The 13,332-nt window shown below is 67.8% G+C and carries 11 protein-coding genes; 10 read left to right on the top strand and 1 reads right to left on the bottom strand.

The annotated features are described in order from the left end of the window. Positions 1-2 precede the first annotated feature (2 nt). Both ligD and A7W11_RS26545 read left to right on the top strand, forming a co-directional pair. Positions 3-2,546, top strand: a complete 2,544-nt coding sequence (ligD, locus tag A7W11_RS26540; RefSeq protein ID WP_066421335.1) for a DNA ligase D — start codon at positions 3-5, stop codon at positions 2,544-2,546. A gap of 222 nt (positions 2,547-2,768) precedes the next feature. Beyond that, complete coding sequence (locus A7W11_RS26545) at positions 2,769-3,866, top strand: porin (RefSeq protein ID WP_066421338.1); 1,098 nt, start codon at positions 2,769-2,771, stop codon at positions 3,864-3,866. 46 nt (positions 3,867-3,912) lie between these two features. Here the strand turns inward: A7W11_RS26545 and A7W11_RS26550 are convergent, their stop codons facing one another. Then, entirely contained in the window at positions 3,913-4,461 is a 549-nt protein-coding gene (locus A7W11_RS26550; protein ID WP_066421341.1) for a hypothetical protein, read from the bottom strand. 859 nt (positions 4,462-5,320) lie between these two features. Between A7W11_RS26550 and A7W11_RS26555 the strand changes: the two genes are divergently transcribed. Genes A7W11_RS26555 through A7W11_RS26590 form a run of 8 tightly spaced genes read left to right on the top strand, consistent with a single transcriptional unit; the run spans position 5,321 to position 13,306 of the window. Then, a complete protein-coding gene (locus tag A7W11_RS26555; protein ID WP_066421344.1) occupies positions 5,321-6,226 on the top strand; it encodes a branched-chain amino acid ABC transporter permease in 906 nt (301 codons plus the stop codon). Further along, positions 6,226-7,200 (top strand): branched-chain amino acid ABC transporter permease, encoded by a 975-nt coding sequence (locus A7W11_RS26560; RefSeq protein WP_066421346.1) that lies wholly within the window; start codon positions 6,226-6,228, stop codon positions 7,198-7,200. Before A7W11_RS26555 ends, A7W11_RS26560 begins: the two co-directional genes overlap by 1 nt. Then, positions 7,197-7,937: an ABC transporter ATP-binding protein gene (locus A7W11_RS26565; RefSeq protein WP_066421355.1), complete on the top strand. Its 741-nt coding sequence runs from the start codon at positions 7,197-7,199 to the stop codon at positions 7,935-7,937. Before A7W11_RS26560 ends, A7W11_RS26565 begins: the two co-directional genes overlap by 4 nt. Before the next feature lie 3 nt (positions 7,938-7,940). Further along, entirely contained in the window at positions 7,941-8,597 is a 657-nt protein-coding gene (locus tag A7W11_RS26570) for an ABC transporter ATP-binding protein (RefSeq protein ID WP_066421364.1), read from the top strand. 17 nt (positions 8,598-8,614) lie between these two features. Further along, a complete protein-coding gene (locus tag A7W11_RS26575) occupies positions 8,615-10,051 on the top strand; it encodes an aldehyde dehydrogenase family protein (RefSeq protein ID WP_066421366.1) in 1,437 nt (478 codons plus the stop codon). Positions 10,052-10,074: 23 nt separating this feature from the next. Further along, a complete protein-coding gene (locus tag A7W11_RS26580) occupies positions 10,075-10,827 on the top strand; it encodes a glucose 1-dehydrogenase (RefSeq protein WP_066421368.1) in 753 nt (250 codons plus the stop codon). A gap of 19 nt (positions 10,828-10,846) precedes the next feature. Continuing rightward, positions 10,847-11,980, top strand: a complete 1,134-nt coding sequence (locus tag A7W11_RS26585; RefSeq protein ID WP_066421371.1) for a zinc-dependent alcohol dehydrogenase family protein — start codon at positions 10,847-10,849, stop codon at positions 11,978-11,980. A gap of 27 nt (positions 11,981-12,007) precedes the next feature. After that, positions 12,008-13,306: an ABC transporter substrate-binding protein gene (locus tag A7W11_RS26590; protein ID WP_066421373.1), complete on the top strand. Its 1,299-nt coding sequence runs from the start codon at positions 12,008-12,010 to the stop codon at positions 13,304-13,306. The last annotated feature ends 26 nt before the right edge of the window (positions 13,307-13,332 follow it).

Below are 13,332 nucleotides of genomic sequence, written 5' to 3' on the forward strand. Positions count from 1 at the left end.
CCATGCCCGCCACGCTGAAGACCTATCGCCAGAAGCGGGATTTCAAGGCCACCACCGAACCCAGGGGTGGCGGCCGCGCCAACCCGCGCCAGCCTGCCTTCGTCATCCAGAAGCATTGGGCCACGCGGCTGCACTATGACCTGCGGCTGGAACTGGACGGCGCGATGAAGAGCTGGGCCGTACCCAAGGGCCCCTGCTACGACCCGTCCATCAAACGCATGGCCGTGCAGGTCGAGGACCATCCCATCGCCTACAACCAGTTCGAAGGCAATATTCCCAAGGGCCAATACGGCGCGGGCAAGGTCATCATCTGGGACGAAGGCACCTGGGAACCGCTGGGCGATCCGCGCCAGGGCTATCGCCAGGGGCACCTGAAATTCGCGCTGCACGGATCGAAGATGCAGGGCGAATGGGCGCTGGTGCGGCTGCGGCGGGATGAGAAGAAACCGACCTGGCTGCTGATCAAGGACCGCGACGAGTTCGCGCGCGACGAGGGGGATTTCAGCGTGGTGGACGAGATGCCGGACAGCGTGGTGCCTTTGCGCGGCAAGGCCACCGGGAAGCCGGGCGAACGCGGGGCCGAGGCCCGCGGCGACGACCTGCCCGGCGTATCCTGCGCGCTGCCCCGGACCCTGTCCCCGCAGCTCGCCACCCTGGTGGAACATGCCCCCGCGTCGCCGCAAGACTGGCTGTACGAACTGAAGTTCGACGGCTACCGCATCCTGGCCCGTATCGAGGCAGGCGAAGCCCGGCTGTACACCCGCAACGGCCACGACTGGACCGCCAGGCTGCCGCAGATCGCGCAGGCGCTGGGCCGCGCGAAGGCCGACGGCTGGATCGATGGCGAGATCGTCGTCATGGACGAACACGGCGTGCCCAGCTTCCAGGCCCTGCAGAACGCCTTCGACGCCGAGCGCCCCGCCCGCATCCAGTTCTTCGCCTTCGACATGCCCTACGTGGCGGGCCGCGACCTGCGCGGCGAGCCGCTGCACCTGCGGCGCGCGCTGCTCGAACAGATGATCGCGCCCATCCGCCGCAAGGCCGTGCAGTTCAGCGCGGCGCTGGACGCCCGCCCCGAGGATCTCGTGGCCAGCGCCTGCCGCATGGGTCTGGAAGGCATCATCGGCAAGCGGCGCGATTCGACCTACGTGTCGCGCCGCTCGGACAGCTGGATCAAGCTGAAATGCGGCCAGCGGCAGGAGTTCGTGGTGGTGGGCTACACCGCCCCCAAGGGCAGCCGCGTGGGCTTTGGCGCGCTGGCGCTGGCCGTGCACGACGAAGGGGGCACGCTGCGCTATGCCGGCAACGTCGGCTCGGGTGTCGACGATGCGCGGCTCGCGCGGATGAAAAAACAGCTCGACGCCTTGCGCACCGACGATTGCCCCCTGGCCAGCGCCAAGGGCGTGCAAGGCCGTCCGCAATGGGTGAGGCCGGAGCTGGTGGCCGAGGTGTCGTTCAGCGAATGGACGCAGTCCGGCCATGCGCGCCACCCCGTTTTCCGCGGGCTGCGCACCGACAAGCCCGCGCAGGCCATCATGCGGGAGCAGCCGCTCGATCCGCAGCGCATCGAGCATGAGGAACCAGCGAAGACCGGCGGCAAGCGGGCGGCCAGAACGAAGCCGGCGCCGTCCGCCCCGGCGAGCAAGACCGCCCGGGCGAAGACGGCATCGCCGCACGAAAACATCGGCAGACTCTCGCACCCCGAACGCGTCATTGACCCCTCCACCGGGCTGACCAAACTGGACCTGGCCCGATACTACGGACTGGTCGCCCCGCTGATGATGCCGCATCTGAAGGCCCGCCCCGTCGCCTTCATGCGGGCTCCTCAGGGCGTCGACCACCAGCAGTTCTTCCAGAAGCACCTGGACCACGACATCGCCGGCGTGAAGCCGCTGCCCCGGAAGCTGAGCCCCGACCATCCCCCCATGATGGAAGTGATGTCCGACCTGGGCATCCTGTCCGCCGCGCAGATGAACGTCGTCGAGTTCCACACCTGGAATGCCGTCAAGACCGCCATCGCCCGTCCCGACCGCATGCTGTTCGACCTGGATCCCGGCGAGGGCGTGCCGTGGAAGGCGATGCAGGAAGCCGCGCGGTTGCTGCACGCTCTGCTGCACGAACTGCACTTGAAATGCTGGCTGAAGACCAGCGGCGGCAAGGGCCTGCACGTCGTCGTCCCGTTGCGCAGACAATACGATTGGGACACCGTCCGCCACTTCTCGGAAGCCATCGTCCGCCACCTCGCCGGCACCGTGCCAGACCGCTTCGTCGCCAAGAGCGGGCCGAAGAACCGCGTCGGCAAGATCTTCGTCGACTACCTGCGCAACGGCTTCGGCGCCACCACCGTCGCCGCCTGGTCCGCCCGCGCCCGCCCCGGCCTGGGCATCTCGGTGCCGGTTGCCTGGGACGAACTGCCCAAGCTGTCCGGCTCGGCGCATTGGACCATCTCCGACATCCATGACCGGCTGGATGTCGGCAACGCGCCCTGGAACGATTACGCGGCGCAATCGCTGGGCAAGGCGATGAAGGCGCTGGATTTTCCATAGCGCACGCGTTTTCGCAAGAGAGTCCGTGGCGGTCGGGCCAGAAGCGCCCGATCCGCCGGCAGCAGGCCGGATCCGCCCCTAAGACCATGGTGTTACCCCCGCCGCGCAGGCGTCCCCGCCCGGCCAAGGCGATCTCCCTGCCCACGGCATACCATCGTGCAATGGTGCATCGCGGCATGGAAAGGCTACCGTCACGCCTTCCCTCCCTCCCGACCCGCGCCCATGACCCGACTCGCCTGCACGCGCCGCGCCACGTCCGCCGCCTTCTTCTTCCTCGCCGCCGCCGGCGCCGCACACGCCCAATCGTCCGTCACCCTGTACGGCCGCCTGAACACCGCCCTGGAACACAGCTGGGTCAGCGGCTCCGGCAACGACCAGAGCGGCACCCGCATGACCAACAACCGCTCCGTCTTCGGCCTGCGGGGCACCGAAGCCCTGGGAGGCGGATGGTCGGCCGTGTTCCAGATCGAAAGCGGCATCTCGCTGGCCACGGGCCAAGGCCAGATCGCCAGCCGCAACACCCGCGTCGGCCTGGACTCCCCCTACGGCACGTTCTTCCTGGGTCAATGGCACACCGCCTACACCGAATCGACCACGGCCTTCGATCCGTACTATCCGACCACCGCGGGCTACATGTCCCTGATCGGCAACGGGTCGGCCGCGCAGACCGACAACGTCGAGAACACCAGTTCGTTCGACCGCCGCCAGAAGAACTCGCTGCACTACCGCTCGCCCATCGTGAACGGTTTCAGCGGCGGGTTCTCGTGGGGCCTGCCGCAGGAACGCGGCGTCGACCCGCGCAATCCGCAGCTTTTCTCCTGGTCGGGCAAGTACACCGATGGCGCGCTGAGCCTGGTGCTGGCCTACGAACTGCACCGCAACTACCAGGCGGCGGGCACGCAGGACCATGCCATCAAGACCGGCGTGTCCTATCAGTTCCCGACCACGCTGGTCAGCCTGGTGTTCGAGCAGTTGCGCTACGAGACACCCACGGGCACGCTGTCGCGCAAGGGCTATTACGCCTCGGTGAAGCAGCGACTGTGGGGCGGCAACCTGATCGGCGCGGTGGGCGTGGCGGCTAACGGCACGGGCAGCGCCCGGCAGGCGGTGGGCTTCGTCAGCAGCGGCCCGGATACCGGCGCGATCCAGTACACGCTGGGCTACGACTATGCGCTATCCAAGCGCACCTCGCTGTACACGTATTACTCGAAGATCAAGAACCGCGGCAACGCGGCCTACGACTTCGCCATCAACGACATTCCGGTGTCGGCGGGCGCCAGCCCGCAGACCCTCGCGATCGGGCTGCGGCACTATTTCTGATGGGATGGGCCAGGCCGCGCCGGGCATGGGCGTCATGCCTGACGCCTCACCGGATGCTCAGGTCTTCCTTGCGCACGCGCTTCAGGATGCGGAAGCTGGTGGGCGGCGCGAAATGATGCCGCCCGCGTGGTTCGAACGGCGTGCCGTCGAAATGCGCCGTGATGCGTTGCAGCATCGCCTCGGCCATCTGCTGCGCCGCGTGGTCGACGGACTCGTCCTCGACCGTCCAGCCTTCCAGGCCAGGCATCCAGAACATGACGTACTGCTGCCCCACCTTGGCGCTGCAATCGAACACGGCGTATTCGTACTCGGACGACACCCGCACGCCCATCCTGAACGGCACGGCGCCCGACGCATCGGGCGGGGCAAAGTCGATCACGCTGCAGACGGTGCCGCTGTCTGGACGAGGCTCGATCAAGGAAAAGAACTCCACGCCCCGGTCGGACAGCGACGTCTCCGGCTCGGCGTTCACGGCCGTCAGCAACCGCGTCTCGAGCGCCTGCTCCACCGCGTTGATGGCGATGTGGACCTGCCGCAGATACCGGTCCATCTCGGCGCGCTGCTGGTCGAGATAGCGAAAGATTCCCTCGTACATGACGATCCTCATTTCGAGACTTGCCGAAGTGACGTCGGAGGTCGATCAGCGATGTTGCGATCCGCCGCATGTACAGCGACGGCAGTGCCGCGGCGCCAGTTATCCAGTAAACACCCGCTAGAGCGTCAAGACAACAAGCCATTGAAACAGTGTAGCCAAGAGGGAATGGCGGCGGTGGAAAAGGCATTCATGGCATATCCCCAAAGCAATCTGGCCGATTATGCCATCGCGTCGGGGCAAACCCGAATGGCAGGCGCTCGCGCATCCTGAAGCAACTGCGCGCGGCGCAGGCCGACGCATCCCGGCCCGGCAGCGACGCCATTGCCCGCCGCGCCCCGCGCCGCGCGGACCCGCGCGGTTTTGTTGCGGCGCACCCAGCCGCCCAACGAGCCCTCCGCGGGCCGTGAACATGCACCATCCTTTGTTCGCACCAAAGTCCAGCTTAAGAAATGGCTAATAGCCAGTCGGAGGGGCGTCGGGCAGAGTGCTCCTCGCAACGGCGCACGCTCGCATCGAAGACACGGGGTCCCACCCGGCACACACGAAGCGCCCGAGCCCTGCTTCAGGCAGAACAATAAGGAGACAACGCGACGATGGACCATTGTTGGAAACGGCTGCCCGGCGCAGGCGCCGTCCCGCACGCCGATAGCGCGACGGCCGCCCTGCATGGCCAGGCCGGCCCGGCCCCGCTCCCCCTCAAGAACACGTCCGATCCGCGGCGCGGCGCCGACTGCTGACGCGCGGGCCGCCGCCGCGGCCGGTGCGCGCGCGATCCGCGCGGCGCATGGCCTGGCCGCTCCCCCACACGCAACGGTCCCCGGCCTGGGACCGGCGCGCATCCCTCACGAAGGAGACACGTTTGAGCTGGGATATCTTGCAATTGGCCCTCGTGGACGGCGTGGCGTATGCCAGCCTGCTGTTCCTGGTCTCGATGGGCCTGACGCTGGTGTTCGGCGTCATGGGCATCCTGAACGTCGCGCACGGGGCCTTCTATGCCTACGGCGGCTATGCCGCGGCCTCGTTCGTCATGTTCCTGGCGCCGCGCACCGAATCGTCCATCCTGCTGTTCCTGGCCCTGTTCGCCGCCGCCATCGTGGCCGGCCTGATACTGGGCGGGCTGCTCGAATTCGTGCTGATCCGCCGCGCGCAGAACTACGACCCCATCCTGAAGCTGCTGCTGACCTTCGGCGCGTTCCTCATGCTGGAAGACATCCAGCGCATGATCTGGGGCGCGCAGCCCTACACGGCCAGCGAGGTCGTCAGCCGGCTGGGCAACATCGAGATCGGCGAGATGACCTACACCACGTACCAGTTGCTGGTGGTGCCTGCCGTGGCGCTGCTGGCCTACGCGGTGCTCGAATGGTTCCTGCATCGCACCCGGCTGGGCAAGCAGACCGTCGCCACCACGCACCACCGCGAGGTCGCCACCTCGCTGGGCATCAACACCAAGAAGATCGGCCTGGCCACCTTCGTGATCGCCACGGTGCTGGGCGCCCTGGGCGGTGCGCTGGCCGCGCCCACCACGTCGCTGGTGCCGGGCGCGGGCACCGACATGACGGTGCTGTCCTTCGCCGTGGTGGCCACGGCCGGCCTGGGCCAGATCACCGGCGCACTGATCGCCTCGCTGATGATCGGCATCGTGCGCGCCCTCTCCGTCTACGTCGCACCCGAACTCGAGGTCGCCATTCCCTACATCATCATGGTGCTGGTCCTGATCGTCCGGCCCAATGGCCTGTTCACCGTGGCCCAGGCGAGGAAGATCTGATGAAAGTCGTTGCATCGAGCCTGATCGCCGCCGTGGCCGCGATGGCCATCGGCCTGGGCTGGGCCTGGACCATCACGCCCATCGTCTTCGGCCTGACCTACGCCATCGCCGCGCTGGGCGTGTCGGTGATGGCACGCGCCGGACAAGTCTCGTTCGGCCACGCCATGTACGCCTGCATCTCGGCCTACACCGTCGCCTTCGTGTCGCGCGCCATGCCGGGTGCCGATGCGCTGGTCCTCATCCTGGCCGGCGCCGCCGCCAGCTTCGTGGCCGCGCTGCTGATCGGATCGTTCGTGGTGCGCTACCGCGGCATCTTCTTCGGCATGCTGAACCTGGCGCTGAGCATGGTGCTGTTCGCCCTGCTGGGCAAGCTCTACGAATACACCGGCGGCTCGGACGGCATCCGCATCCCGCGTCCCAGCCTGGCCGGCATGGCGCTCGAACGCGTGCCGTTCGAGCGCGGCCTGCTGGCCCTGTCGCTGGTGCTGTCGCTGGCGCTGGCCTGGTGGGTGCAGCGTTACTTCCGCTCGGGCAGCGGCCAGGCGCTGGCCGCCATCAAAACCAACGAGACCCGCATCGAATACCTGGGCTACTCGGCGTACGGCATCCTGTGGAAGGGCTACCTGCTGTCCGCCGTGGTGGTGGGCATCTCGGGTGCGCTGCTGGCCCTGATGCAGGGCCTGGTCACGCCCGACCTGGGCTCGTGGCTGCGTTCCGGTGAATTCGTCTTCATCACCATCCTGGGCGGCGCGGGCCATGCGGCCGGGGCCTTCCTGGGCGCAGCCGCCTTCGAAACCGTCAAGCTGGTGTCGGCGGCCTATTTCCCCGGGCTGTGGCAGTTCGTGCTGGGGCTGACGCTGATCCTGGTGATCTTCCTGTTCCCCACCGGTTTCGTGGGCCAGATCAGCAAGCGCATGGGCCGCCGCCCGCAACGCGGCCTGGCGACCCGCACGGCGACGGGAGCACAAGCATGAGCGCACTGATCAAGACCACCGGCCTGTACCTGGCCTTCGGCGGGGTGGTGGCCGCCGACAACATCGACTTCGAACTGCACGAGGGCGAGCGCCTGGCCGTGATCGGCCAGAACGGCGCGGGCAAGACCACCTTCATCAACATCTGCACGGGCTACCTGCGGCCCGAACGCGGCAAAGTGTTTTTCGATGGCCGCGACGTCACGGCGATGGCGCCGCGCCGCATCGTGCGGCTGGGCCTGGGGCGTTCGTTCCAGTTGCCGCAGCTGTTCACCGAGCACACCGTGCGCGAATGCGTCGAGATCGCCACGGCGCGCCGCAACCGCGACCTCAGTTGGTTCCGCACGCTGCAAAGCACGATTCCCGCGCATGAGGTCGACGCCACGCTCGAACTGGTGGGCCTGCGCGACGACGCTGGCGAACTCAGCGTCTCACTGCCCGAAGGCAAGCGCAAGCTGCTGGACGTGGCCATGGCGCTGGCCCTGCAACCCAAGCTGCTGATCATGGACGAGCCCACCAGCGGCGTGGCTTCCGAGGACAAGCACGGCCTGATGGAGACGGTAATGGCCGCGCTGGCCGAACGCCGCGTCACCAGCTGGTTTGTCGAACACGACGTCGACATCGTGGCGCGCTATGCCACGCGCGTGGCGGCCTGGATCGCCGGCAAGGTGGCCGCCGACGGCAGCCCCCAGGACGTATTGAACAACCCGCAGATCAAGAGCGAAGTGCTGGGAGCCTGACGCATGCTGAACCTCTCCGCCATCAACGTGGACCTGGCCGGCAACCGCATCCTGCGCGATGTCACCGCCCGCTTCGAATCCTCGCGCACCATCGGCATCGTGGGCCGCAATGGCGCGGGCAAGACCACGCTGCTGCGCACCATCATGGGCCTGACGCGCATCCGCTCGGGCCGCATCGAACTCGATGGGGCCGAACTGAGCGCCATGCCCGGCCACCGCCGCGCCGCGCTGCACGTGGGCTACGCCCCCGAAGACCGGGTCATCTTCCCCACCATGAGCGTGGAAGAGAACCTGCGCCTGCCCTGCGAAGTGCAGGCACAACGCCGCGAGGCGATCGACGCCCGCCTGCGGACGGTGCTGAAGGTCGTGCCGCAGCTCGAACCCATGCTGGCCCGCTCCGGCTCGGCGCTGTCGGGCGGCCAGGGAAAGATGGTCGCGCTGGGCCGCGCCGTGATGATCGGCACGCGCCTGCTGATGCTGGACGAGCCCTTCCAGGGCCTGGCGCCCAAGCTGGCGCACGACTACACCGAGGCGCTGGCCCGGCTGAAGGAATTGCAGCCCGACCTGTGCGTCGTCATCACCGAATCGAACGTGAAACTGCTGGGCGGCATACCCGACCAGATCTGGACGATCGAGCGCGGCTCGATCACCTTGAACTGACAACGATGGAGAGGGACATGACCAAGATGATCATCGATGGCAAACCGGTGGCGGCCCAGGACGGCCGCACCCTCGACGTGCTGTCGCCGGTGGACGGCGCGGTATTCACCACCCTGCCGCGCGCGCAGGCCGCCGACGTGGACCGAGCGGTCGCCGCCGCGCGCGGCGCCCTGAACGGCGCCTGGGGCCGCATGACTGCGCTGGAGCGCGGCCGCCTGCTCATCAAGCTGGGCGAGAGCGTGCTGGCGCACCACGAGGAACTGTCGCAGATCGAGTCGCGCGACACCGGCAAGCCGCTGTCCACCGCGCGCGCCGACATCACCGTGCTGGCGCGCTACTTCGAGTTCTACGGCAGCGGCGCCGACAAGGTGCATGGCCAGACCATCCCGTTCCAGCAGGACTACTCGGTGCAGGTGATCCGCGAGCCGCTGGGCGTGACCGCGCACATCATCCCCTGGAACTATCCCGCCCAGATGTTCGGCCGCAGCGTCGCGCCGGCGCTGGCCATGGGCAACGCCGCCGTGGCCAAGCCCGCGGAAGACGCCTGCCTGTCCATCGTGCGCGTGGCGGAGCTGGCGCTGGAGGTCGGCTTCCCGGCCGGCGCCCTGAACGTCGTCACCGGCCTGGGCGAGGAAGCCGGCGCGGCGCTGTCGCGCCATCCCGGCATCAACTTCATCAGCTTCACCGGCTCGAACGAAGTCGGCGTGCTGATCCAGCAGGCCGCCGCGCTGAACGCCGTGAAATGCGTGCTGGAACTGGGCGGCAAGTCGGCGCACATCGTGTTCGACGACGCGCGCACCGAGCTGGCCATTCCCGCCATCGTCAAGGGCATCGTGCACAACGCGGGCCAGACCTGCACGGCCGGCAGCCGCCTGCTGGTGCAGAAGGGTATCTATCCGCAGTTCATGGAAGCGCTGGCCCGCGAATTCTCGAAGGTGCGCGCCGGCACGCCCGAGATGGACCTGACCTGCGGCCCGGTGGTCAACCGCTCGCAGTTCGAGCGCGTCAACCGCTACATCGCCAAGGGTTTGGCCGAGGGCATGAAGGTCGTGGCCGAGGGCAGCATCGCCGACGGCGTGCCCGAGAACGGCTTCTTCGTGAAGCCCACGCTGTTCTCGGCTGCGCGCCACGACAGCGACCTGTTCCAGCAGGAGATCTTCGGGCCCGTGCTGGTGTCCATGCCCTTCGAGGACGAGGCGCAGGCCATCCAGTTGGCCAACGACACCGCCTACGGCCTGCTGGGCGCGGTGTGGACCGAGAACGGCGGCCGCCAGCAGCGCGTGGCGCGCGCCATCCAGGTCGGCCAGGTCTACATCAACGGCTTCGGCGCGGGCGGCGGCATCGAGCTGCCGTTCGGCGGCGTCAAGCGCAGCGGCCACGGCCGCGAGAAAGGCTTCATCGCGCTCGAGGAAATGAGCACGACCAAGACCATCATTCAGTACTACGGCGCCTGAGCGCGTCATCACGGAGAGACAGCATGGGTCAGTTGCAAGGCAAGGTCGCCATCGTCACGGGCGCGGGCGGCGGATTCGGCGAGGGCATCGCCTGCCTGTACGCGCAGGAAGGCGCGAAGGTCGTGGTGGCCGACATCAACAAGGAAGCCGCCGACCGCGTGGCCGGCGCGCTGGGCGCGGCCGCCTTCGCCATCAAGGGCGACGTGTCGGTGCGCGCAGACATCGATGCCATCGTGCAGGCTGCGCAGGACCAGTTCGGCGCGGTCGACATCGTGGTCAACAACGCCGCCATCACCCACAAGAACCAGCCGATGCTGGACGTGGACGAAGCCACCTTCGACCGCATGTTCGACGTCAACGTGAAGTCGATCTATCACATGGCCCAGGCCGTGGTGCCGGTGATGCGCAAGCAGGGGCGCGGGGTCATCCTCAACATCGGCTCCACCGCGGGCATCCGTCCGCGTCCCGGCCTGAGCTGGTACAACGCCTCGAAGGGCGCGGTCAACGTGCTGTCGAAGTCGATGGCCGTGGAACTGGGCCCCGAGAAGATCCGCGTCAACGCCATCTGCCCGGTGATGGGCGTGACCGGCATGTTCGAACTGTTCATGGGCCTGCCCGACACGCCCGAGAACCGCGCCAAGTTCCAGTCGACCATCCCGCTGGGCCGCTTCTGCCAGCCGTCCGACGTGGCCGCCGCCGCGCTGTTCCTGGCCAGCGATGCCGCCGAGTTCATCACGGGCGTCGAGTTCCCCGTGGACGGCGGCCGCACCATCTGACGGCGCAGCGAGGCAGACCATGAAGATCAACGCCGCAGTGCTGCGCCACACTGGCGTGCAAGGCCCCTACGCGCAGACGCGCCCCCTGGCCATCACCGAGGTCGAGCTCGATCCGCCTGGCCCCGGCGAGGTGCTGGTGCGCATCCGCGCCGCCGGGCTGTGCCATTCCGACCTGTCCGTGATCAACGGCGACCGGCCGCGCGCCCTGCCCATCGTGCTGGGCCACGAGTCCTCGGGCGAAGTGGTCGAGACCGGCCCGGGCGTGACGGACCTGCGCGCGGGCGACCACGTGGCGATGGTCTTCGTGCCCAGCTGCGGCGGCTGCACACCGTGCGCCGAGGGCCGGCCGGCCCTGTGCGAACCCGGCGCCGCCGCCAACACGCAGGGCACGCTGCTGGGCGGCGGGCGCCGCCTGCACGTGGGCGGCGACTGGCTCAACCACCACACGGGCGTGTCCTGCTTCGCCGAGTACGCCGTGGTGTCGCGTCGTTCCTGCGTGAAGGTGCATGCCGAACTGAGCCACCGCGAGGCCGCGCTGTTCGGCTGCGCGGTGCTGACGGGCGCGGGCGCCGTCATCAACCGCGCCCGCATCAAGGCGGGCGACACCGCCGCCATCATCGGCCTGGGCGGCGTGGGCATGAGCGCCCTGCTGGCCGCCGTGGCGGCGGGCGCGCGGCGCGTGGTGGCCGTGGATTTCAGCGACGAGAAGCTGGCGCTGGCCCGCTCGCTGGGCGCCACGCACGCCGTCAACCCCAAGCAGATCGCCAGCGACGACGACCTGTACGACCTGGCCGGCGGGCGCGTGGACTACGGCTTCGACATGGCGGGCGCCGTGCCGGCCTTCGAGACCGCGTACAAGCTCACCCGCCGCGGCGGCGCCACCATCACCTCGGGCCTGCCCAATCCGCGCAGCACGTTCCCGCTGTCCCTGTCGCAGATGGTGGGCGAAGAGCGCGAGATCCGCGGCAGCTACCTCGGATCGGGCGTGCCGGCCATCGACATCGGCCGCTACATCGACCTGTACAAGGCGGGCCGCCTGCCGGTGGACCGCCTGATGGGCAAGACCTTCACACTGGACCAGATCAACGAGGGATTCGACCACCTCGCCACCGGTGGCAGCCTGCGCGACGCCATCGTTTTCCAAGGGCAATAGACCCGCCCCCCTATCGGAGAAGACATCATGAAAACCCGTTTGGCCTGCCTGCTGGGCGCCGCGCTGCTGTCCAGCGCGTTCGCGGCCCATGCCGCCGACAAGCCCAAGGAATTGAGCATCGGTATCTCCACCTTCCTGTCCGGCTCGGCCTCGGTGTTCGGCGTGCCCGCGCGCGACGCCGCCGACATCCTGATCGCCGACATCAACGCGGCCGGCGGCATCGATGGCGTGCAGTTGAAGCCCAGCTACATCGACGAAGGCGGCGGCGGCGAGAAACTGCTGGCCGAATACCGCCGCCTGGCCGAAGGCGGCACGCGCGTCATGCTGTCGGCCATCTCCAGCGGCCACTGCAACATCGTCGCCCCCGTGGCCGAAGACCTGAAAGTGCTGAACGTGCTGTGGGATTGCGGCACCGAGAAGGCGCTGGAAGGCAAGAAATACAAGTACGTGGTGCGCACGCAGGCCAACGCCACCACCGAGATGGTGGCGCAGGTGCTGTACCTGATGAAGGTCAAGCCCGACTTCAAGACCCTGGCCATCGTCAACCAGGACTACGCCTGGGGCCGCGACTCGCGCGACATCTTCCTGGCGGCGCTCAAGAAGTTCAAGCCCGACGTGAAGATCGTGGCCGAGATGTTCCCCAAGTTCGGCGCGGCCGACTTCTCGACCGAGATCAGCCGCCTGCAGGCGCTCAAGCCCGACGTGATCCTGTCGACATCCTGGGGCGGCGACCTGGACAACTTCGTGCGCCAGGCCTCGCAGCGCAACCTGTTCAAGAACTCGACCTTCGTGCTGTCGCTGGCCGAAAGCTCGCTGGAACGCCTGGGCGGCTCGCTGCCCGAAGGCGTGTACGTGGGCGCGCGCGGCGACCACTACTTCCTGCATCCTGAAACCAAGGACGATGCGCAGCACCAGGCCTTCATCAAGAAGTTCCACGACAAGACCGGCGCCTATCCGATCTATTCGGTCTATCACATGGTGCAGGCGATCCACGGCCTGAAGGCCGGCTACGAGAAGGCCATCAAGGACAACAACGGCGCATGGCCCACGCCCGAACAGGTGGCCGCCGCCATGCACCACGTCGACTTCAAGGGCTTCGGCCGCGAATTGAAGCTGCAGCGCGCCGACGGCCAGGCCCTGGAAGCGCAACTGTTCGGCGTCACGAAAAAGAGCGACAAGTATCCGTTCAAGGTACTCTCCGACATCACCATCATCCCGGCCGAGCTGGTCACCCCGGGCGTGGAAGACACGTCGATGGACTGGATCGCCAACAAGCTCAAGCCGGAGGTGCTGAACAGCGACCAGATCAAGGTCTACAAGAACTGATCCTCGCGGATCCGACGGTGCGTGGA

This window comes from Bordetella ansorpii, assembly GCF_900078315.1.
Taxonomy (GTDB): Bacteria; Pseudomonadota; Gammaproteobacteria; order Burkholderiales; family Burkholderiaceae_B; genus Bordetella; species Bordetella ansorpii.

Bases quoted from the DNA above. Each gene is read 5' to 3' on its own strand.
- ligD (WP_066421335.1), top strand. From the start codon at position 3: ATGCCCGCCACGCTGAAGACCTATCGCCAGAAGCGGGATTTCAAGGCC.
- A7W11_RS26545 (WP_066421338.1), top strand. From the start codon at position 2,769: ATGACCCGACTCGCCTGCACGCGCCGCGCCACGTCCGCCGCCTTCTTC.
- A7W11_RS26550 (WP_066421341.1), bottom strand. From the start codon at position 4,461: ATGTACGAGGGAATCTTTCGCTATCTCGACCAGCAGCGCGCCGAGATG.
- A7W11_RS26560 (WP_066421346.1), top strand. From the start codon at position 6,226: ATGAAAGTCGTTGCATCGAGCCTGATCGCCGCCGTGGCCGCGATGGCC.
- A7W11_RS26565 (WP_066421355.1), top strand. From the start codon at position 7,197: ATGAGCGCACTGATCAAGACCACCGGCCTGTACCTGGCCTTCGGCGGG.
- A7W11_RS26570 (WP_066421364.1), top strand. From the start codon at position 7,941: ATGCTGAACCTCTCCGCCATCAACGTGGACCTGGCCGGCAACCGCATC.
- A7W11_RS26575 (WP_066421366.1), top strand. From the start codon at position 8,615: ATGACCAAGATGATCATCGATGGCAAACCGGTGGCGGCCCAGGACGGC.
- A7W11_RS26580 (WP_066421368.1), top strand. From the start codon at position 10,075: ATGGGTCAGTTGCAAGGCAAGGTCGCCATCGTCACGGGCGCGGGCGGC.
- A7W11_RS26585 (WP_066421371.1), top strand. From the start codon at position 10,847: ATGAAGATCAACGCCGCAGTGCTGCGCCACACTGGCGTGCAAGGCCCC.
- A7W11_RS26590 (WP_066421373.1), top strand. From the start codon at position 12,008: ATGAAAACCCGTTTGGCCTGCCTGCTGGGCGCCGCGCTGCTGTCCAGC.